The sequence below is a fragment of the Streptomyces sp. NPDC001822 genome (genome assembly GCF_042892135.1).
Lineage (GTDB): Bacteria > Actinomycetota > Actinomycetes > Streptomycetales > Streptomycetaceae > Streptomyces.
On record NZ_JBIATW010000010.1, the window covers coordinates 156491 to 176551 of the forward strand.

Sequence of the window (20061 nt, forward strand, 5' to 3'; positions counted from 1 at the left end):
ATACTTGGCGGTCGGTGCTGCCCTCGGCGCGCTCCCGCACGCTTCACCCGTCTTTTTCCGCTTTTCCCTGCCCCGGAGGCCACACGCATGCAACGGACGACGAACGAACAGCAGGCCGGGGAGCACGTCCCCGATCCGCACCGGGGCCGGGGCGGCGTCGTCCCCGTACTCGCCTTCGCGGGCATCACCGTCGCGGTGATGCAGACCCTGCTCGTCCCCGTCATCAAGGACCTGCCGACCCTCCTCCACACCGACCCGGCCAACGCGACCTGGGTGCTGACGGCGACTCTGCTCGCCGGCGCGGTCGCCACCCCGATCATGGGGCGGCTCGGCGACCTGTACGGCAAGCGCCGCATGCTGCTCGCCAGCCTCGCCGTGATGGTGATCGGCTCGCTGATCTGCGCCTCCACCGACGACCTCGTGATCATGATCGTCGGTCGGGCGCTGCAGGGCTTCGCCATGGGCGCCATCCCGCTCGGGATCGGCATCATGCGTGACGTGCTGCCGCGCGAGAAGCTCGGTTCCGCCATGGCGCTCATGAGTTCCTCCATAGGCGTGGGCGGCGGACTCGCGCTGCCCGGCGCCGCGCTGGTGGCCCAGCACGCCGACTGGCACACCCTCTTCCTCGGTTCGGCCGCGCTCGGTGTGCTGGCCATGGCCATGACCATCGCCGTCGTGCCGGAGCCGCCGCTGCGCGCCCCCGGCCGCTTCGACCTCGTCGGCGCACTGGGACTCTCCCTCGGTCTGGTCAGCCTGCTCGTCCCCGTGACCAAGGGGGCGTCCTGGGGCTGGACCTCTCCCCTGACCCTCGGTCTGATGGCCGCGGCCGTGGTGATCCTGGTGCTGTGGGGACTCTTCGAGCTGCGGAGCAAAACCCCGCTCGTCGATCTGCGCACCAGCGCGCGCCGCGAGGTGCTGCTCACCAATCTCGTCTCGGTCATGGTCGGGGTGGCGTTCTACGCCGTCTCACTGGTCCTGCCCCAGCTGCTCCAGCTGCCCGAGTCGACCGGGTACGGCCTGGGCCGCTCGATGGTCGTCGCCGGACTCTGCGTCGCGCCGCTGGGTCTGACGATGATGCTCGTGGCACCGCTGTACGCCAGGATCTCGGCACGCCGCGGCCCCAAGATCTCCCTGATCATCGGCATGCTGATCATCGCGGTCGGCTACGGCGCCGGGCTCGGCCTGATGAGCGCCGCCTGGCAGACCGTGGTGATCGCGGTGGTGCTCGGCGCCGGGATCGGGCTCGCCTACTCCTCGCTCCCGGCGCTGATCATCGGCGCCGTCGACGCGTCGGAGACCGGTGCCGCGAACGGCCTGAACACCCTGATGCGGTCGATCGGCACGTCGCTGTCCAGCGCGGTGATCGGGATGGTGCTGGCGAACACCTCGACGCGGGTGGGGCCGGTGAACGTACCCACCATGGAGGGCTTCCGGATCTCCTTCATGATCGCCACGGGTGCGGTGCTGATCGGTCTGGTGCTGGCCGCGTTCCTGCCGGGCCAGCGGCCGGGCCGCCCGGTGCTGCTGGCGAGCAGCGCGGGTGACGCGGCCGCCGGGGAGCCCGCGGGAGCCGTCGCGGCGGCGGCCCCGGCCGTTGCCGGGGAGCTGCGGGCCTCGGCCACCTGACCGGCGGGCGGCCCCGGCCCGCGGGCCGCGCCCGGAGCGGGGCCGGCACCCCAGCCGGACGCGGCGGCCCCGGCCCGTCCGTCCCGTGCCGCCCCGCGCCCCCGCCGGTCCGGACGGCGGGGGCGTACGGCACGATGGGACGCCGTCCGATCCACCGCCCCGCCAGGAGGAACCCCGTGGCCGCCGAGTCCGCCGTCCGACCCGAGCCGGATGTTCTCGCCGCCTTCGAGGCCGCCAAGGGCTTCATGCCGGTCCACGAGGGCCTCGCCCTGTACTCCGCGGCCGTGGAGGCCGCGTCGCTCGGCCTTCCGCTCCTGGAAGTCGGCACGTACTGCGGGCGGTCCACGATCCTGCTCGCCGCCGCGGCCCGCGACGCCGGTCTCACGGCGCTCACCGTCGACCACCACCGGGGCAGCGAGGAGCAGCAGCCGGGCTGGGAGTACCACGACCCGTCCGTGGTGGATCCCGCGCTCGGGCTGATGGACACGCTGCCCACCTTCCGCAGGACGCTGCACGAAGCGGGTCTGGAGGAGCACGTGGTGGCGCTCGTCGGCCGCTCCCCGCGGGCGGCGGCCGTGTGGGGCGGCGCGCTCGGCTTCGTCTTCATCGACGGGGGACACACCGACGAGCACGCGAACGGCGACTACGAGGGCTGGGCCCCGAAGGTCGCCGACGGCGGACTGCTCGTGATCCACGACGTCTTCCCCGACCCGGCGGACGGCGGACAGGCGCCGTACCGGGTCCTTCGACGCGCCCTGGACTCGGGGGCGTTCACCGAGATCTCGGCGACGGACTCGCTCCGGGTGCTGCGGCGCACCGGACCGGGGATCTGAGGGCACGGATAGCATCTCGCCGTGCGCCACGACGACTTCACCACCTCCCCTCCGCGCCCGAGCGCGCGCCGCAGGACCGTGTTCGCAGCCGCGGGCCTCGCCTGCGCCTGCCTGACCCTCTCGGGCTGCGGGGGTGACGGTGGGCCGGCGCCGGGCGGGGCACCGTCGTCGGCCGCCTCGGCCGCACCGGAACGGTCACCGGCCTCGGGTCCGCCCGCGGCGCCGGCCTCCGGCAAGCCCCTGTCGCGCGGGCCCCTCACCGGCCGCACCGTGGTGATCGACCCGGGGCACAACCCGGGGAACCGCGACCACACGCGGGAGATCAACAGCCGGGTGGCCATCGGCACCGGGCGCAAGGAGTGCGACACCACGGGCACGGCCACCGACGCGGGGTACGCGGAGGCCCGGTTCACCCTGGACGTCTCGCGGCGGCTGCGCACACTGCTGGAGGAGCGGGGCGCGAAGGTGGTGCTCACCCAGGACGGCGACCGCCCGTACGGCCCGTGCATCGACGAGCGGGCCCGGATCGGCAACGAGGCCGGGGCGGACGCGGTCGTGTCGGTGCACGCGGACGGTTCGGCGCGGGGCAACCGCGGCTTCCACGTCATCCTGCCCGCCGCCGTGACCGGGGGCGGTGCGGACACCTCGGAGATCGTCGTCCCGTCGCGTGAACTGGGCGAACGGATCGCGGGGAATTTCGTACGGGTCACCGGAAGTGCGCCCTCCAATTACATCGGCGGGGATACCGGACTGGACACCCGCAAGGATCTCGGCGGCCTGAATCTGTCGACCGTGCCCAAAGTGTTCATCGAATGCGGCAATATGCGTGACCCCGATGATGCCGCTCTGCTCACCAGCGCGGACTGGCGTCAGAAAGCGGCTCTGGGCATTGCCGAGGGCGTCGGCAGCTTTCTGAAGCGGTAGTTATGCGGTGATGGTGGCGACATCGGGGGGATAGCCGGTCCGAGGTCCGGGCAGCCTCACAACGCACCCGGGCAGACGATAGATTCATCCCTACGATGGGGAGCCGCCCCCGAGCTTCGCGCCGAACCCGCCGTTCCGGCGGCGTCGACGACCGCCCGACGAGACGACCGACTAAGGACCTTCACGTGAATATCCGCTCCCTCTCCCGAGGCGACGGCGTGGTGATCGGAGCAGCGGTCGTGCTGTTCATCGCCTCTTTCCTCGACCTCTCCGGCTTCGACTGCCCGTCGGGCGTGGACTGTTCCGGCTACAGCGCGAACGCCTGGGACTCGCTCTCCCTCCTGATGGGCATCTTCCTGGCCGGCATCATCGGCGCCGCGCTGCTGATCGTCAGCCGCGCCGTGCCGGGCCGCAAGATCGTCGGATTCGAACTCGGCCAGTTCGGCGCCGCGTTCACCGTTTACGCGCTGTGGACCATGTTCTGGACGATCATCGACGTCGATGACGCGGGCGCCGGCCTGATCCTCGGGCTGCTCGCCACCCTCGTGCTGGCCGGCGCCGCGGTCGCGACCCCGCTGGTCCCCGCGCTGAAGGCGCCGCTCATGGGAGCGCCCCGTCCGGCGCAGGGGGCCCAGCCGGCCTACGGCCAGCAGCCGGGCCAGGGGTACGGCTACCCGGGCCAGCAGCAGTTCGGCGGACAGCCGGGCCAGCCGCAGCCGTACGGCGCCCAGCAGGCGCAGCCCGGCCGGCCTGAGCAGCAGGCGGCTCCGCAGGCCTCCCAGGGCGGCGGGGCACCCGCGGGTGACTTCACGCCGTTCTGGTTCGCGGTACCGGTGGCACGTCCCCTGTACGGCGAGGACGGCGCCCCCAACCCGATCGCGGAACTCGCGCCCGGCACGTGGTACCTCGCGGTCGAGCAGCGCGGCCCCGGGCTCATCGCCCAGACGCAGGACGGCCGTCGCGGCCTGCTGCAGGACACGACGGGCATCCAGCGCGGCTGACCCGTGGCAAGCCGGTGGCCCCCGCAGGACGGCGGGGGCCACTGCTGTCCCGGTCCGGTGGCGGCCCCGGAAACGCGGCGCCCTCAGCCGGGCGACGACCTCTCCGGCCGGAAGTCCGGCAGCCCCGGCCGCCCTGCACGTCCGGCCGGCCCTCGTCCGGCTTCCGCCGGAGGAGACGATCTGCGGCCGGCCTTCATCCGGTCAGCTGGGAGGTCGACGGCACCTTGTCCTCCACCTCGGCGCCCGCGCTCTTCCCTGCGTCCTTGACGCTGTTGATGACGTCCTCGACGGCGCCGACCTCACCGGCACCCGCCTCGCCCTTGCCGAACTTGGCGGCCAGGCCCTCCAGGGACGCGATGCCCGCGGTGAGCGGCGCGACGGCCTTGGACAGGAGCGGGTCGCCCTTGGCGTTGCCCGCGGCGGCCTTGAGCCGGTTGAACGCGAAGGCGCTCGCGAGGCCCGCCTTGACCATCGCGAACTTCCGTCCGTCCGCGCCCTTCTTGAACTTGCCCGCGCGGTAGGGCTTCACGATCCACTGGTACGCCGCTCCGGCCGCGAGGCCCGCGTTGGCGACGAACTTCGTCTTCGCGTACTTCTGGGCCTGGGCCGACGTCGTGGGGCTCGGCGCCGCGGAGTTGCTGGCGCTCGCGCTGCCGGTGCCGGAGTCGTCCCCGCCGCAGGCGGTGGCCGCCGCGAGCACGGTGCAGCAGAGCAGCACCGAGAGGAGGAGGCGGCGGAGCGGGGCGGTACGGGGCACGGCGAGCCTCCCTGGCCAGTGCTTCACGGTGAGTGACGCGCTTCGGCACTCACGGCCAGGCTCACCCGTGCGGTGGCGGCCCGCCACCCGGTGCCCGCCGTACGGGTTTCACCCACGGTGGAGCGGCAATCAGGAGTTCATGTCAACTAGACGAGGCTCAGGAAGCAGCACCGCCGCGCGGGTCATAGCCATCATCGCGGACATCATGGCGTTCATCCTCATCCTGTGGATCCTGATGTACCTGCTCGACGCCAACCGGGGCAACGAGCTGGTGCAGTTCGTCCACGACTCGGCCAACTGGCTGGCCGGCTGGTCGTACGACCTGTTCACCTTCGACAAGGCCTGGGCGCGCGTCGTCGCCGGCTACGGTCTGGCCGCCGCGGTCTACCTCTTCATCGGGCACGCCGTGGCGGGCCGGGTCCGGCGCTGACCCGCCGGCGACGGCCCTGGTTTCTCGTCCGGACCGAGCGGGGCTCGGTCCGGACGAGAAACCAGGGCTCGTGCCACCACGAGGCGGGGCTCAGCGGACCCGGCCGCAGCAGTCCGGTTCCAGGCCCGACGGCAGGCGTTCGCCGCCGAAGACGGCGGTGGTCGCCTCGTCCCCGCCGAGCGCGGCGACCGCGAGCAGCAGTGAACCGGCGGTCCAGGTGGTGAGCTCCGCGGGCCAGACGGCCTTCTCGCCCTCGAAGACGTATCCGGTCCAGTACAGCCCGCCCTCGGCGCGCAGGTGCTGGACGGACTGCAGGATCTCCAGCGCCCGGTCGGACTCCCCCGTCACCCAGAGGGCCAGAGCGAGTTCGCAGCTCTCCCCGCCGGTCACCCAGGGGTTGGGCAGCACGCAGCGCACTCCGAGCCCGGGGACGACGAAGCGGTCCCAGCCCTCCTGGATCCTCCGCGTCGCGTCGGCGCCGGTGACGGCCCCGCCGAGGACCGGGTAGTACCAGTCCATCGAGTAGCGGCTCTTGTCCAGGAAGCGCTCGGGGTGCTCGCGGATCGCGTGACCGAGCGCCCCGGCCGCCAGCTCCCAGTCGGGCTGCGGTTCCTCGCGCTGTTCGGCCAGGGCCAGCGCGCAGCGCAGCGCCTGGTGGACCGAGGAGGAACCGGTCAGCAGGGCGTCCGTGACGGGCGTCCCGTCCGCCTCGCGCTTCCATCCGATCTGCCCGCCGGGCTGCTGGAGTCCCAGGACGAACTCCGTCGCCGCGTAGACCGTCGGCCACATCCGGTCGACGAAGGCGTCGTCACCGGTGGCCAGGTAGTGGTGCCAGACACCGACGGCCACGTACGCGCAGAAGTTGCTCTCGCGCCCCCGGTCGGTGGGCCGGTCCGGGTCGCCGTCCTGGTAGGCGGCGTACCAGGAGCCGTCCTCGTTCTGGTTGCGGGCCAGCCACGCGTAGGCCCGTGCGGCGGCCTCGTGCTCGCCCGCCGCGTCGAGTGCCATGGCGGCCTCGGTGTGGTCCCAGGGGTCGAGGTGGTGGCCGCGGAACCAGGGCAGCGCCCCGTCCTCCTGCTGCACGGCGAGCAGCGCGGCGACGGTCTCGGCTGCCTGCGCGGCGGTGAGGACGCCCGGCAGGACCAGGTGTTCGGTCTGTTCGGGTGTGCTCACGCCTCGGTCCCGGGAAGGTGCGGCTTGGTCGCGTAGGCCACGAAGCTCTTGCCGACGACCGGGTTGAGCAGCTGCTCGGCGACCCGGGTGGCCAGGGGCTTCTTCATGATGTCCCAGACCAGGAGCTTGTGATAGGCGCGCACCGGCAGCGCCTTCTCGTTGTCCACGCCGAACGCGCACTTCAGCCACCAGTAGGGGCTGTGCAGGGCGTGCGCGTGGTGGGTGCCGTAGGGCTTGAGCCCCGCCTCGCGGATGCGGCCGAGCAGTTCGTCGGCCTTGTAGATGCGGATGTGGCCGCCCTCGACCTCGTGGTAGGCGTCGGAGAGCGCCCAGCAGACCTTCTCGGGGCCGTAGCGGGGCACGGTGACGGCGATCCGGCCGCCCGGCCTCAGCACGCGGACCATCTCGGCGAGCACACCCTTGTCGTCGGGGATGTGCTCCATGACCTCGGAGATGATCACCACGTCGAACGACTCGTCGGGGAAGGGCAGGTTGAGCGCGTCACCCTCCATCGCGGTGGCGGTCGCGCCCTCGGGGGCCTCCCCCGCCTCCTTCATCGCGGCGAACCACTTCGCGACCTCGCGGATCTCCTCGGCGTTCCGGTCGAGGGCCACCACCCGGGCGCCGCGCCGGTAGCACTCGAAGGCGTGCCGGCCGGCGCCGCAGCCCAGATCGAGCACCCGGTCGCCGGCGGCGAGCGGGAAGCGGGTGAAGTCGACGGTCAGCACGGGGGCCTGCCTTCGAGGTCGGAGGGACGGGTTCCGGGGGCAGCGGGGGCGATCACCTGCGGGCTCCCCGGGCGGCGATCGACTGACGGTACAGGTCGGCGGTGCCGAGGGCGGCGCGGGCCCAGGTGAAGCGGGCGAGCACCCGGGCACGGCCCGCCGCGCCGAGGCGGGCGCGGAGTTCACGGTCGCCGAGGAGCCGGCCGAGCGCGGCGGCGAGGGCGCCGGCGTCGCCGGGCGGCACGGCGAGGCAGGTCTCCCCGTCGGGTCCCGTGACCTCGGGGATCGCGCCGCCGGTGGTGGCGACCAGGGGGGTGCCGGTGGCCATGGCCTCGGCCGCAGGGAGGGAGAAGCCCTCGTACAGCGAGGGGACGCAGGCGACCTCGGCACTGCGGACCAGGTCGACGAGTTCGGCGTCGCTGATGCCCTTGACGAACTCGACGGCCTCCCGCAGCCCGTAGCGCTCGATGGCCTGGGCGACGGGTCCGTCCTCGGCCCGCTTGCCGACGACCACGAGGTGCGCCGCGGGGTTCTCGGTACGGAGCTTGGCCAGCGCCTCGACGAGGTGCACGAGGCCCTTGAGCGGGACGTCGGCGCTGGAGGTCGTGACGATGCGGCCGGGGATCTCGGCGACCGCCGGGTCGGGCGACCAGAGGTCGGTGTCGGCCCCGATGTGCACGACGTGGACGCGGTCCCGGCGCACTCCGAGGTGCTCGACGATCTCCTGCTGGGAGGAGCCGGAGACGGTGAGGACGGACGGCAGGCGGCGGGCGACCCGCTTCTGCATGCGGGTGAAGGCGTACCAGCGGCGCACGGAGAGACGTCGCGCCCTGGACTCGGCGGCGTCCAGGTCCAGTTGGCGGTCCACGGTGATGGGGTGGTGGATCGTGGTGACGAGGGGTGCGCCGAGGTCGCCCAGCAGGCCGTAGCCGAGGGTCTGGTTGTCGTGCACGACGTCGAAGTCGCCCCGCCTGGCCAGGAGATGGCGGCGTGCCCGCAGGCTGAAGGTCAGGGGCTCCGGGAAGCCGCCGGTCCACATGGTGGCGACCTCGGCGGCGTCGATCCAGTCCCGGTACTCGCCGCGCCCGGGGGTGCGGAACGGGTCGGGCTGGCGGTAGAGGTCCAGGCTCGGCAGCTCGGTGAGCGGGACGCCCTCGTCCAGTACGGGGTAGGGCTGGGCACCGATCACTTCGACGCGGTGGCCGAGCCGGGCGAGTTCGCGGCCGAGGTGGCGGACGTAGACGCCCTGGCCGCCGCAGAAGGGGTTGCCCTTGTAGGTCAGGAGTGCGATGCGCAACGGCCGGTCACCGTCGGTGCCGCCCGACACGCCGTCGCCCGCGAAGGGGCCTGTCTCTATGGCCTCAGCGGTCACACCCGGCCCCCTTCATCACTGCGTTTTCGCCGGAGCGTAACCGGTCGCGCTAATCTAGAACAAGTTTCAGACTTGGTCGTTCAACACGCACCGAATCTACCGGCAGGTAGCGTCCGCGTGACGGCCGGATCAGGTGATTCACGCCACGATGGACGCCCTGGCCGGCCGTGTGCGCCCGGATACCGGTGGCCGGCCGGACAGGTAACCGGTTCTCCCTTCTTGGACGGGGCAGATGACAGCGGAAGCCAGGCCTGCAGCGAGTCCCCTGACGGAACGCCAGGAGGCGCGCCGCCGCCGCATCCTCCAGGCCGGCGCGCAGCTGGCCGGACGGGGCGGCTTCGAGGCGGTGCAGATGCGCGAGGTGGCCGACGCCGCCGGGGTCGCCCTCGGCACGCTGTACCGCTACTTCCCCTCCAAGGTCCATCTGCTGGTCGCGGTGATGCACGACCAGCTCCAGCAGTTGCAGATCACCCTGCGCAGGCGCCCGCCGGCGGGCGACGACGCCGGGCGGCGGGTCGCCGAGACCCTGATGCGCGCCTTCCGCGCGCTGCAGCGCGATCCGCATCTGGCCGACGCCATGGTGCGGGCGCTCACCTTCGCCGACCGGGGGGTGAGCCCCGAGGTGGACGCGGTGTCCCGGCTGACCACGGAGATCGTGCTGGACGCCATGGGGCTCGACGACCCGACGCGGGAACAGTTGTCCGTGGTCCGCGTCATCGAGCACACCTGGCATTCGGCGCTGATCACCTGGCTCTCGGGGCGTGAGTCGATCGCCCAGGTGAAGCGGGACATCGAGACGGTGTGCGGACTGATCGGCCGGACGGCCGACGCCCGCTGAGGCGTGCCCATGTGCGGCGCGCACACCGGCACCCGCCGAGGTGAGGTGCCCTGCACCATATCGACGGCGCCCCGCTGTTCGTACGGTTCGGCCGACATCACCCGAACCACGCCGAGGAGCCGGTCACCATGCGTCGCAGAGCCGTAGGCACCGTCCAGAGAAGAACCCTGACCGCGGCCGCGCTCTGCGCCGCGGGCCTGCTCGTGGCGGGCTGCACCGCCGCAGGGCAGGCGGGCAGCGAGTCCGGGTCGGGCAAGGACGGCGACGGCAGCGTGAAGGTGGGCCTCGTCTACTCCCGCACGGGGCTGCTCGCCGCGTACGGCAAGCAGTACCGCGACGGGTTCATGGCCGGCCTCGACTACGCCACGAAGGGCACCGGCAAGGCGGGCGGCCACACCATCGAGGTCACCGAGCAGGACGACGCGGGCGACCCCGGCAAGGCCGTGTCCGCGGCGAAGAACCTGATCGGCAAGGGCTACAAGGTGCTGGCGGGCACCACCGACTCCGGCGTGGCCCTCCAGATGGCCCCTCTCGCCGCCCAGAACAAGGTCCTGTACGTCAACGGCCCCGCCGCCACGGACGCCCTGACCGGGGTCAACGACTACACCTTCCGCTCGGGCCGGCAGTCCTACCAGGACATCCTGACCGCCGGCACCATGCTCGGGGACCCCAAGGGCAAGAAGGTCACCGTCCTCGCGCAGGACTCCACCTTCGGACAGGCCAACGTCGCGGCCGTCAAGGCGGTCCTCGGCTCCCGGGGGGCGACGGTCGGCTCCGTCCTGGCCCCGCCCAGCGCCACCGACCTGACGCCCTTCGCCCGCCAGGTCAAGGCCGAAGGGCCCGACCTGGTCTTCGTCGCCTGGGCCGGTGCGACCGCGCCCGCCCTGTGGACGGCGCTCGACCAGCAGGGCGTGCTCACCGCCGGGAAGGTCGTCACGGGGCTGGCGGGCACGGCCTCGTACCCCGTGTTCGGGAAAGCCGGCGCGAAGGTCTCCTTCCTCGCCCATTACTTCCCGGGTGCGGGCGGCGGCAACGCCGTGGAGAAGGCGATGCTGGAGCGCGTCGAGAAGGCCGGCGGCACCCCCGACCTGTTCACCCCCGACGGCTTCACCGCGGCACAGATGGTGGTGCGCGCGGTCGAGGAGGGCGGCGCCACCGACACCGCCGCCATGGTGAAGGCCCTGGAGGGCTGGAGCTTCGACGGGGTGAAGGGTGAGGAGCGGATCCGGGCCGAGGACCACGCGCTGGTCCAGCCGATGTTCGTGGCCCGGCTGAAGGGCACCGGCGCCGCCGCGCTGCCCGAGCTGGTCAGCACCCAGCCGGCCGACGCCGTGGCGCCGCCCGCGAAGCCGTCGGCGGGCTGACCCGTGACGGCGACCGGCTCCGCCACCGAGCGGGACGACGGGACGCGCACGGGCGCCCCCGTGCTTCGACTGGACGGCCTGGGCTGGCGCGTCGGCGGGGCGACCATCGTCGAGGGCGTCACCCTCGACGTCCGCGAGGGCGAGTTCCTCGCCTTCATCGGCCCCAACGGGGCCGGCAAGACCTCCCTGTTCAACCTGATCAGCGGGATCGTCCGGCCCACCGCGGGCACCCTCGCGCTGGACGGCGAGGACCTGACGCACGCGCCCGTCCACACCCGGGCCCGGCGCGGGATCGGCCGGACGTTCCAGACGTCCAGCCTCTGGCCCGCGATGACCGTGGCCGAGCACGTGCGGCTGGCCGCGCAGGCCGCGCACGGCGGATCGCACCGGCTGTGGCGGCGGGCCTCGCCCTACCCGGCCGAGGTGGCCGGCGTACTGGAGCGCACCGGGCTCGGCCACCGTGCCGGGGCCACGGCCGCGGAGCTGTCGCACGGTGAGAAGCGGAAGCTGGAGCTCGCGGTGCTGCTGGTCGGCGAGCCCCGGCTGATGCTGCTCGACGAGCCGATGGCCGGGGTGAGCGCCGAGGAGGTGCCGGCCCTCACCGAGCTCATCCGCACCCTGCACCGCGACGAGGGCCGCACCGTGCTCATGGTCGAGCACCACATGGACGTCCTGCTGGGCCTCGCGGACCGGCTCGCCGTGATGCACCACGGCAGCCTGCTGGCCCTGGACACCCCGGCGGCGGTGACGGCCGACCCGGTCGTCCAGCAGGCCTACCTCGGGGAGGGGCTGTGACGACACCCGAAACGCCTCTGCTCGCCGTGCGGGACCTGCGCGTCCTCATCGGCGGCCGGCACATCCTGCACGGCGTGGACCTGGAGGTCGCCCGCCACGGCGTGACCGCCCTGCTCGGCCGCAACGGCGCGGGCAAGACCACGACCGTGCGCGGCGTCCTCGGACTCGTGCCCCGCGCCGGGAGCGTGCGCCTCGACGGCGAGGAGACCGTGGGGATGGCCACCCACACCCTGGTCCGCCGGGGTATCGGTTACGCCCCCGAGGACCGTGGGATCTTCGCGGGCCTCACCGTCGCCGAGAACCTGCGCCTGGCGGAACGCCGCGGTGCGGACGGGCCGGCGTACGGCCTGGTCCATGAGCTCTTCCCCGAACTGAAGCGCCGCGCGGCCCAGTCGGCCGGGACCCTGTCCGGCGGCCAGCAGCAGATGGTGGCGATCGGGCGGACCCTGCTGAACGGCAACCGGCTGATCATCGCCGACGAGCCCACCAAGGGCCTGGCGCCCAAGGTGGTCACCGAGGTGGCCCAGGTCCTGGAGCGCGCCGCCGAGGCCGTCCCCGTGCTCCTGGTCGAGCAGAACCTCGCCGTCGTGCGCCGGCTCGCCCAGCGGTGCGTGGTGCTCGCCGACGGCCGGACGGCCCACCGGGGCGACGCGGCCGCGCTGCTGGGCGACGCGCGCGCCACGCGCGACCTGCTCGGCGTGGGCCGCGGCCCGCTCGCCACACACACCGCGGAGGCGGATTCCTGATGTCCACCATCGTGCTGCTCACCATGACCGGACTCGGCCTGGGTGCGCTCTACTTCCTCATCGCGTCGGGCCTCTCCCTGATCTTCGGCCTGATGGACGTGCTCAACTTCGCCCACGGGGCCCTGCTCTCGATCGGCGCCTACGGCACCTGGTGGGCCGCGTCCGGCCATCTGCCCGGCGCGGGGCCCGGCGGGTGGGGCTTCGCCCTGGCCGTGCTGTTCGGGACGGCGGTGGGCACGCTGGCCGCCGTGGTCCTGGAACTGGCCGTCGTACGCCCGCTCTACACCCGGCCGCGCGAGCAGGTGCTCGCGACCGTCGGGGTCGGGCTCGCCGTGCCCGCGCTGCTCTCCGGCATCTGGGGTTCGGACGCCCGGACCTTCCCCGGCCCCGAGGCCCTGTCCGGCACCTTCGGGCTGCTGGGCGCCGAGGTGCCCGTCAACCGGCTGGTGCTGATCGCGGCGGCCGTCCTCGTCCTGGTCGCGCTGCGGGTGTTCCTCGGCCGGACCCGTCACGGCCTCGTCGTACGCGCGGGGGTCGAGGACCGCGCCATGGTGACGGCGCTGGGCATCGACGTCCGCACGGCGTTCACCCTGGTCTTCGCGATCGGCGGCTGCGCGGCCGCGCTCGGCGGGGCCCTCGGCGGGCTGTACTTCGGCTCGGTCGACCCCCGACAGGGCACCTCGCTGCTGATCTTCGCGTTCGTCGTCGTGGTCACCGGCGGCATGGGATCGGTGACCGGCGCCGCCGTGGCGGCCGTCGTCATCGGCCTGGTCCAGCAGTTCGCCAACTACTACACCGCAGCGGGCCTCGGCGACCTGGCGGTCGTCGTCCTGCTCGCCGCGCTGCTGCTGTTCCGGCCGCGCGGACTGACCGGGAGGCTCGCGTGAGCACCGCCACCACACCCGCGCCCGCGCCCGCCGCGGTCACCACCGCGCCGGAGCCGCGCGGGGCCCGGCTGCTGCGCTGGTGGCCGGCCGGGGTCCTCGTGCTGCTGGCCGTCGCGCCCTACAGCGCGCTCCCCGTGCCCGGCCTGCTGGACGGCCCGGTGGGCAGTCCCGGATCCCTGCAACTCCTCGCCACCTGCCTGCTGTTCGGCGCCCTCGCCACGGGATACGACCTGCTGCTCGGCCGGACCGGTCTGCTCTCCTTCGGGCACGCCCTGTACTTCGCGGCCGGCAGCTACGCCACGAACATGTTCCTGCTGGAGGCCGGGCTGCCGTTCGCGCTCGCGGCCGTGCTCGGGCTGTGCTCCGGCATCGCGCTCGCCGTGGTCCTGGGGTCGGTGAGCCTGCGGGTCACCGGCATCGGCTTCTCGATGGTGACGCTCGCCTTCGCCCAGGCCGGATCGATCCTCGTCTCCCGCAACCCGGGCGGTCTCACCGGCGGCGAGGAGGGCCGGGCGGCCCCGGCGGAGCTCCTGCCGTCCTGGCTGGTCGGCATCGGCAACACCGCGAACCTCTACTGGATCGCCCTCGCCTACCTCGTCCTCACCCTGGCCGTGGTCCGGTGGGCGGTGCGCTCCCCCACCGGCCGGGTCTGGGAGGGCATCAAGGAGAACGAACGCCGGGTCGAGGTGCTGGGCCTGAAGCCGTACGGCTTCAAACTGACGGCCTTCGTGCTGGCCGGGGCGCTGGCGGCGGTCGGCGGGCTCGTCCACCTGCTGCTCACCGGTGGCTCCACCCCCCAGACCACGACCTCGGACTTCACCCTGTCGCTGCTCGTGATGGTGGTGCTCGGCGGATCGGGCACCCGCTGGGGTCCGATGGTCGGCGGCATCCTCTACACCTGGGCCGACCACCGGCTCGGTGACCTGGCGGGGTCGGGCGCCGTGGCCGACCTGCCGGCGGTCCTGCGCGTGCCGCTCTCGCAGCCGCTGTTCCTGCTCGGGGTGCTGTTCGTGGCCGTGGTACACCTGCTGCCGGGCGGTCTGGCCCGCCTGCCGTCCCGGCTGCGCCGGTCCCGTGAGGAGAATCGATGATCCCGTACGAGGAGATACGCGTCCCCGTGGCGGGCGGTGAACTGACCGCGCTGCGCTGGCCCGCCCGCGACCCGGACGTGGCACCCGTGATCGTGGCCCTGCACGGCATCACGGCCAACGCGCTCTCGTGGGCTGCGGTCGCCCGGCACCTGGACGGCCGGGCCACGCTGATCGCGCCGGACCTGCGCGGCCGGGCCGCCAGCGCCGGGCTGCCCGGCCCGTACGGCATCGCCGCGCACGCGGACGACGCCGCCGCGCTCGCCGCATGGCTGGGGCTCGACGGGGTGGTGCTGGCCGGCCACTCGATGGGCGCCTTCGTGGCGGCGCTCGCGGCCGTGCGCCACCCGGAGCGCTTCGGTGAACTGGTGCTCGTCGACGGCGGGTTCGGCTTCCCCGCACCGACGCACCTCTCGGCCGACGAGCTGATGACGGCGGTGATCGGCCCGGCCATGGACCGCCTGTCGATGACGTTCACCGACCGGGACGCCTACCGGTCCTTCTGGCGGGCCCACCCCGCGTTCGGCGGCGACGCCTGGTCGCCGGAGGTGGACGCCTACATCCAGCGGGACCTGACGGGCGAGGAGCCCGCGATGCGCTCGGGCTGCCTGCTGGAGGCGGTGCGCACGGACGGCGTGGGGCTGTTCCAGGACGAGGTGCTCAAGGCCGTACACGAACTCCCGCACCCGGCCGTGCTGTTGTGGGCGGAGCGCGGCTTGATGAACGAGGAGCAGGGGCTGTACGACGAGTCCCGGCTCGCGAAGGCGGGGCAGCCCGGGACGGGCGTCCGGGCGGTACGCGTCGACGGGGTCAACCACTACACCGTGCTGACGGGAGACACGGGGGCGGGCGAGGTCGCCCGGTCCCTGCTGGAGGCGGCACGCTGAGCCCGCGGGGGCGCGCGCCCTGCGGGGCGGGTGCCCCCTCAGCCGTCCCGGCCGCCGGACAGCAGGTGCAGTCTCAGGGCGAGTTGCAGCTCCAGGGCGCGGTCGGGCTCGTTCCAGTCGCGGCCGAGCAGCACCTGGATGCGGTCGAGGCGCTGCACCACCGTGTTGACGTGCACGTGCAGTTCGTCCTTGGCCCGGATGAGGCTGCCGCCGGCGCCGAAATACGCCCGGAGCGTCCGTACGAGGTGGGTGCCGCGCCGCTCGTCGTAGCGGAGCAGAGGGCCCAGCACCGCGGTCACGAAGCCGTCCACGTCCTTGGCGTTGCCCAGCACGACGCCCAGGAAGCCGAGTTCGTCGACGCAGGCGCCCTCGCCCTCCCGCCCCAGCACGCGCATGGCGCGCAGGCAGCGGGCGGCCTCCGCGTAGGCGGCGGCGAGTGCGCGGGCACCCTGGGCGGGGCCCGTCGCGGCGACGGTCACGGGGGCCTGGACGAGGTGTCCGAGCTGTGCGGCGGCCGCCCGGGCGGCGTCCCCGGAGTCGGCCGTGGAGCGGCCCTCGCAGTCGATCAGCAGGACGACCGTGCCCGCGTGTTCGGCGCTCACCCCGTGGATGTCGCCGCCGAAGAGATAGCGCATGGCCGCGCCGCCGAGCTTCTCGCGCGCGGCGGCCTCGGCCACCAGCAGGAGGTGCGGCCGGTCGAGGTCGATGCCCAGGCGCCGGCCGCGTTCCGCCAGGCCGGCCGGGTCGCGTTCCGGGTCGCCGAGCAGGTCGCTGATCAGCTCGCCCCGTATCCGGTTCTCGGTCTCGGCGACGGTGCGGCGCAGCAGCAGGAGGAGGCCGGTGACGACGGCGGCGCGTTCGAAGAGCCGCCGGTCGGAGTCGTCGAGCCGGTCCGGCCGGTGCAGCACGAGGCTGGCGAGCAGTTCCTGGCCCGCCAGCACGGCGCAGACCCACCGGCCGTCGCGGTGCACCGCCCTCGCCCCGTGGCGGGACTCCTCGGCGGCGGCGTCGAGCCATCCGGCGTCCATGCTGTCGGCGGCGAACGCCGAGCCGTCGGGCCGCACCGCGGCCAGCGGGCGCCCGCCCGGGTCGTGGATGGTCAGGGGCCACTCCAGCAGCCCGGCCACCGACACGGCGACGTCCGTCACGTCGCCGCCGCGCAGCACGAGGTCGGTGAGCCGGTCGTGGGCCTCCTCGGCCCGCTGCATGGCCGCCGAGTGCGCGCGTACGGCGGCGTTGGCACCGGCCAGTTCGGCGTTCGCCCCGGCGAGTTCCGCCAGGGCGGCCCTGGTGTCGTCCAGGGCCCGGGCGGTGTCGATGGCGATCGCGGCGTGCGCGGCGAGCGAGCAGAGCAGGGCCACCTCGTCGGGGCTGAACACCCGCGCCGCGCGGTCGGCGGCGAAGAGGACGCCGATGACCTTTCCCGTGCCGCCCCTGCTGGAGCCGAGCAGCAGGGGCACGCCGAGGATCGCGACGAGTCCTTCGTCCAGCACACCGGCGTTGATGTTGCGGGTGTGGCGGAAGCGTTCGTCGGTGCGGTAGTCGGGGGTCGCGTACGGGCTGGCGGTCTGCGCCACGAGCCCGCCGAGGCCTTCGCCCAGTTCGAGCCGGAGCCGCTGGAACAGCACGGAGACCGAACCGTCGGTCACCCGCATGTAGGTGTCCCCGGCCTCCTCGTCGGGGAGCGTGAGGTAGGCGGTGTCGGTGCCCAGCAGCATCCTGGCCCGCCGCACGATCGCCTTGAGCACGTCGTCCAGATCCCTGGAGGCGGCCAGGTCACCCGCCGTGTCGAAGAGCGCGGTGAGCTGGAGCTCCCTGCGCCGGTGCTGGCGCAGGACGCTCCTGATCCGCAGGGCGGTGGCGGCCGCCCGCTCCACCTCGGCCAGTTCGGCGGCGGGCACGCCGGCGGCCCGCGCCCGGGAGGTGACGGCGCCCAGTTCCTCGGCCGGGGCGTCGTCGGCCAGCAGGTCGAGGAGGCGGGCCGTCAGGTGCGCGGCGGAGGTGGAGGGTTCAGACATGGGCGGACATCGTTCTTCCGGCTCGCGGGGACGGTCGGGTGTCAGTTGGCGGTCCAGCCGCCGTCCATGGACAGCGAGCTTCCGGTGACGTGGGCCGTTCCCGGGCCGCACAGCCACAGGACCGCCCCGGCCACGTCGTCCGGCTCGATCAGGGACTTCAGGGCGCTGCGCTCCAGGAGCACCTTGCCGACCACCTCCTGCTCGGAGATGCCGTGGCTGCGGGCCTGGTCCGCGATCTGGTTCTCGACCAGCGGCGTGCGGACGTAGCCGGGGTTGACGCAGTTGCTCGTCACGCCGTGCGGCGCCGCTTCGAGTGCGACCACTTTGCTGAGCCCCTCCAGTGCGTGCTTGGCCGAGACGTAGGCCGACTTGTAGGGGCTGGCGCGCAGCCCGTGTACGGACGAGATGTTGACGACGCGGCCCCAGCCGCGTTCGTACATCCCCGGGAGCGTACGGCGCAAGATGCGGAACGGAGCTTCCACCATGACGCGGTGGATCAGCGCGAAACGGTCCGGCGGGAACTCGTGCACGGGGGCCACGTGCTGGAGCCCCGCGTTGTTGACGACGATGTCGGCGTCGGCGGGCAGCGCGTCCACCGCCTCGGCCACCGAGAGGTCGGCCACCCACGCCGTCCCCCCGATCCGTTCGGCCAGGCTCCTGGCGGCCTCCCCCTGCTTGTCCACCACGTGCACGTGCGCGCCGGCGGCGGCGAGCGCCTGCGCGCAGGCCAGTCCGATGCCGCTCGCGGCCCCGGTGACCAGGGCGGTGCGCCCGGCGAGGGAGGAGGGGGCGGGAGGTTCGTGCTGCGGGGTCCGGGAAGTCTGCATGGGCGTCACCGTAAGGACGTCACCGCCGCCATCACACGGGGTCGGTGCACACACCCCCGGGCATCGGCATGGTGGCGGCGTACATGGTGCGGGTGTGCGGGCCGGGAGCGGGCCGGCGGGTCTCCGGGGCGTGGCGGTGGCACGGGAACCGGTGCAAGGGGAGCGCCGCACACAGCGGCGTGCGGCGGGTGGCCGCCTGCCACATGGGCGGCTCCGCCCCTGGCTCGTAGGTTCCGGCAGCATCCGCACGTCCGACCAGGGAGGCCCCACCGTGCGTCCACCGAACCCGCGCCCGCCGATCCTGCGACGCCTGCTCCGCCGCGTCGCTCCCCTCGCCGTCCTGGCGCTGCTCGCCGTGAATCCGGCGCCCGCGTCGGCCGCTCCGGCGGCCACCGCCGCCGCGGGCCTCCAGCAGGTCACCGGCTTCGGCTCGAACCCCGGCAACCTGCAGATGTTCGCGTACACGCCCGACAACGTGCCCGCGGGGCGGCCGCTGGTCGTCGCCCTGCACGGCTGCACCCAGACGGCGAACGCCTACTACACCAACTCGGGCTGGCCGAAGTACGCCGACCTGTGGGGCTTCGACGTGGTCTTCCCGCAGACCACCTCGGCGAACAACGCGCTGTCGTGCTTCGGCTGGTTCGATCCCGCCGACAGCACCCGGGGCAGGGGCGAGGCCGCGTCCGTCGTGCAGATGGTCGAGTACGCGAAGCAGACGTACGGCTCCGACGGCCGCCGTGTGTACGTCACGGGCCTGTCGGCGGGCGGCGGGATGACCGCCGACCTGCTGGCCGCCTACCCGGACGTCTTCGCCGGCGGGTCCGTGGCCTCGGGGCTGCCCGCCCAGTGCGCCACCAGCCAGGCCGCCGCGTCCGGCTGTCAGACCGGGCCGCAGAAGCTGACACCCGCGCAGTGGGGCGACAAGGTCCGCGGCTCCTACCCGGGCTGGACCGGCCCGTGGCCCAGGGTCGCCGTCTGGCAGGGCACGTCCGACTACACGGTCTACCCCGCCAACGCCACGGCGCTGCGCGACCAGTGGACGAACGTCTGGGGCATCGGCCAGACCCCGTCCCGCACCGAGACCCTGCCGGGGAACACCACCCGGAGCGTCTACGACGACGCGTCCGGGCGGCCCGCGGTGGAGACCTTCTCGGTGTCCGGGATGGGGCACGGTCTGCCGGTCGGTCCGGGATCGGGCACCGAGCAGTGCGGGTCGACGGCCGCGTACTTCCTGAACACCATCTGTTCGACGTATCACACCGGCGTGTTCTGGGGGCTGGACGAGGACGCCCCGGGCGGTGGGACCGGGCTGCCCGCCCCCACCGGACTGAAGGTCGCCGGGGTCACCGACAGCACCGCGTCGCTGGCGTGGAACACGGTCGGTTCGGCGGCCTCGTACCTCGTGTACCGGGACGGCGCGAAGGTCGCCACGACCACCGCGGCGTCGTACACGGACACGGGGCTGAAGGCCGGCACCGCCTACCGCTACACCGTGGCCGCCGCCGACTCGGGGGGCGCCGCGGGGACCGCGTCCGCCGCCGTCACCGCGACGACGACGGGCGCCGCGACGCCCGCCCGGTGCTTCACGGCCACGAACTACGCGCACGTCACGGCGGGCCGGGCACGCACCTCGGGCGGCCACGCCTACGCGAACGGTTCCGGACAGGACATGGGCCTCTACAACGTGTTCGTGACCCACACGCTCCGGGAGTCGCCCACCGGATACTTCGTGATCGCGGACTCGGGCTGCCAGGCCTGACCGGTCCGGTC

19 protein-coding genes are annotated in these 20061 nt (G+C 73.5%); 13 read left to right on the forward strand and 6 right to left on the reverse strand.

What is annotated here, in order from left to right:
* Nucleotides 1–87: 87 nt before the first annotated feature.
* The 4 genes from ACFYY2_RS23205 to ACFYY2_RS23220 all read left to right on the forward strand — a co-directional run bounded on the left by ACFYY2_RS23205 (nt 88) and on the right by ACFYY2_RS23220 (nt 4384).
* A complete protein-coding gene (locus ACFYY2_RS23205; RefSeq protein ID WP_388745832.1) occupies nt 88–1626 on the forward strand; it encodes an MFS transporter in 1539 nt (512 codons plus the stop codon).
* Nucleotides 1627–1802: 176 nt separating this feature from the next.
* Nucleotides 1803–2459, forward strand: coding sequence for a class I SAM-dependent methyltransferase (locus ACFYY2_RS23210; protein WP_388745834.1), 657 nt, complete (start codon nt 1803–1805; stop codon nt 2457–2459).
* A 21-nt stretch (nt 2460–2480) separates the two neighbouring features.
* On the forward strand, nt 2481–3383 hold the full coding sequence (locus tag ACFYY2_RS23215) for an N-acetylmuramoyl-L-alanine amidase (protein WP_388745836.1): 903 nt from the start codon (nt 2481–2483) through the stop codon (nt 3381–3383).
* 185 nt (nt 3384–3568) lie between these two features.
* Nucleotides 3569–4384 (forward strand): DUF5336 domain-containing protein, encoded by an 816-nt coding sequence (locus ACFYY2_RS23220; protein ID WP_388745838.1) that lies wholly within the window; start codon nt 3569–3571, stop codon nt 4382–4384.
* Between the two features lie 193 nt (nt 4385–4577).
* Here ACFYY2_RS23220 and ACFYY2_RS23225 read toward each other — a convergent pair whose 3' ends face one another.
* Nucleotides 4578–5141, reverse strand: a complete 564-nt coding sequence (locus ACFYY2_RS23225; protein ID WP_388745840.1) for a hypothetical protein — start codon at nt 5139–5141, stop codon at nt 4578–4580.
* A 139-nt stretch (nt 5142–5280) separates the two neighbouring features.
* Between ACFYY2_RS23225 and ACFYY2_RS23230 the strand changes: the two genes are divergently transcribed.
* Nucleotides 5281–5571 (forward strand): hypothetical protein, encoded by a 291-nt coding sequence (locus ACFYY2_RS23230; RefSeq protein WP_388745842.1) that lies wholly within the window; start codon nt 5281–5283, stop codon nt 5569–5571.
* Nucleotides 5572–5661: 90 nt separating this feature from the next.
* Here ACFYY2_RS23230 and ACFYY2_RS23235 read toward each other — a convergent pair whose 3' ends face one another.
* Genes ACFYY2_RS23235 through ACFYY2_RS23245 form a run of 3 tightly spaced genes read right to left on the reverse strand, consistent with a single transcriptional unit; the run spans nt 5662 to nt 8841 of the window.
* Nucleotides 5662–6744 (reverse strand): prenyltransferase, encoded by a 1083-nt coding sequence (locus tag ACFYY2_RS23235; RefSeq protein ID WP_388745844.1) that lies wholly within the window; start codon nt 6742–6744, stop codon nt 5662–5664.
* On the reverse strand, nt 6741–7472 hold the full coding sequence (locus ACFYY2_RS23240; RefSeq protein WP_388745846.1) for a class I SAM-dependent methyltransferase: 732 nt from the start codon (nt 7470–7472) through the stop codon (nt 6741–6743). Before ACFYY2_RS23240 ends, ACFYY2_RS23235 begins: the two co-directional genes overlap by 4 nt.
* Nucleotides 7473–7524: 52 nt before the next feature.
* The gene (locus ACFYY2_RS23245; RefSeq protein ID WP_388745849.1) at nt 7525–8841 is read right to left on the reverse strand and encodes a glycosyltransferase family 4 protein; all 1317 of its coding nucleotides are present in this window, start codon (nt 8839–8841) and stop codon (nt 7525–7527) included.
* Nucleotides 8842–9073: 232 nt separating this feature from the next.
* Here ACFYY2_RS23245 and ACFYY2_RS23250 point away from each other — a divergent pair, with 232 nt between their 5' ends.
* The 7 genes from ACFYY2_RS23250 (at nt 9074) to ACFYY2_RS23280 (ending at nt 15446) form a co-directional block, all read left to right on the forward strand.
* The gene (locus ACFYY2_RS23250) at nt 9074–9679 is read left to right on the forward strand and encodes a TetR family transcriptional regulator (RefSeq protein ID WP_388745851.1); all 606 of its coding nucleotides are present in this window, start codon (nt 9074–9076) and stop codon (nt 9677–9679) included.
* A 128-nt stretch (nt 9680–9807) separates the two neighbouring features.
* Nucleotides 9808–11043 carry a substrate-binding domain-containing protein gene (locus ACFYY2_RS23255; RefSeq protein WP_388745853.1) on the forward strand — a complete coding sequence of 412 codons (1236 nt, stop codon included), beginning with the start codon at nt 9808–9810 and terminating at the stop codon, nt 11041–11043.
* A 3-nt stretch (nt 11044–11046) separates the two neighbouring features.
* Entirely contained in the window at nt 11047–11838 is a 792-nt protein-coding gene (locus ACFYY2_RS23260; protein ID WP_388745855.1) for an ABC transporter ATP-binding protein, read from the forward strand.
* Nucleotides 11835–12584 (forward strand): ABC transporter ATP-binding protein, encoded by a 750-nt coding sequence (locus ACFYY2_RS23265; protein WP_388745857.1) that lies wholly within the window; start codon nt 11835–11837, stop codon nt 12582–12584. The genes ACFYY2_RS23260 and ACFYY2_RS23265 overlap by 4 nt, the downstream gene beginning before the upstream one ends.
* On the forward strand, nt 12584–13471 hold the full coding sequence (locus tag ACFYY2_RS23270; RefSeq protein WP_388745860.1) for a branched-chain amino acid ABC transporter permease: 888 nt from the start codon (nt 12584–12586) through the stop codon (nt 13469–13471). The genes ACFYY2_RS23265 and ACFYY2_RS23270 overlap by 1 nt, the downstream gene beginning before the upstream one ends.
* The gene (locus ACFYY2_RS23275) at nt 13468–14562 is read left to right on the forward strand and encodes a branched-chain amino acid ABC transporter permease (RefSeq protein ID WP_388745862.1); all 1095 of its coding nucleotides are present in this window, start codon (nt 13468–13470) and stop codon (nt 14560–14562) included. Before ACFYY2_RS23270 ends, ACFYY2_RS23275 begins: the two co-directional genes overlap by 4 nt.
* Nucleotides 14559–15446, forward strand: coding sequence for an alpha/beta fold hydrolase (locus ACFYY2_RS23280; protein ID WP_388745864.1), 888 nt, complete (start codon nt 14559–14561; stop codon nt 15444–15446). Before ACFYY2_RS23275 ends, ACFYY2_RS23280 begins: the two co-directional genes overlap by 4 nt.
* A gap of 38 nt (nt 15447–15484) precedes the next feature.
* Here the strand turns inward: ACFYY2_RS23280 and ACFYY2_RS23285 are convergent, their stop codons facing one another.
* Complete coding sequence (locus tag ACFYY2_RS23285; protein WP_388745866.1) at nt 15485–17464, reverse strand: helix-turn-helix domain-containing protein; 1980 nt, start codon at nt 17462–17464, stop codon at nt 15485–15487.
* Between the two features lie 41 nt (nt 17465–17505).
* Nucleotides 17506–18291, reverse strand: a complete 786-nt coding sequence (locus ACFYY2_RS23290; RefSeq protein ID WP_388745869.1) for a 3-hydroxybutyrate dehydrogenase — start codon at nt 18289–18291, stop codon at nt 17506–17508.
* A gap of 271 nt (nt 18292–18562) precedes the next feature.
* Between ACFYY2_RS23290 and ACFYY2_RS23295 the strand changes: the two genes are divergently transcribed.
* Nucleotides 18563–20050 (forward strand): PHB depolymerase family esterase, encoded by a 1488-nt coding sequence (locus tag ACFYY2_RS23295; protein WP_388745871.1) that lies wholly within the window; start codon nt 18563–18565, stop codon nt 20048–20050.
* The last annotated feature ends 11 nt before the right edge of the window (nt 20051–20061 follow it).

Excerpts from the sequence above, each read along its gene's own strand:
- ACFYY2_RS23270 (WP_388745860.1), top strand. The coding sequence starts at position 12,584 with ATGTCCACCATCGTGCTGCTCACCATGACCGGACTCGGCCTGGGTGCG.
- ACFYY2_RS23230 (WP_388745842.1), top strand. The coding sequence starts at position 5,281 with ATGTCAACTAGACGAGGCTCAGGAAGCAGCACCGCCGCGCGGGTCATA.
- ACFYY2_RS23285 (WP_388745866.1), bottom strand. The coding sequence starts at position 17,464 with ATGTCTGAACCCTCCACCTCCGCCGCGCACCTGACGGCCCGCCTCCTC.
- ACFYY2_RS23250 (WP_388745851.1), top strand. The coding sequence starts at position 9,074 with ATGACAGCGGAAGCCAGGCCTGCAGCGAGTCCCCTGACGGAACGCCAG.
- ACFYY2_RS23205 (WP_388745832.1), top strand. The coding sequence starts at position 88 with ATGCAACGGACGACGAACGAACAGCAGGCCGGGGAGCACGTCCCCGAT.
- ACFYY2_RS23280 (WP_388745864.1), top strand. The coding sequence starts at position 14,559 with ATGATCCCGTACGAGGAGATACGCGTCCCCGTGGCGGGCGGTGAACTG.
- ACFYY2_RS23290 (WP_388745869.1), bottom strand. The coding sequence starts at position 18,291 with ATGCAGACTTCCCGGACCCCGCAGCACGAACCTCCCGCCCCCTCCTCC.
- ACFYY2_RS23255 (WP_388745853.1), top strand. The coding sequence starts at position 9,808 with ATGCGTCGCAGAGCCGTAGGCACCGTCCAGAGAAGAACCCTGACCGCG.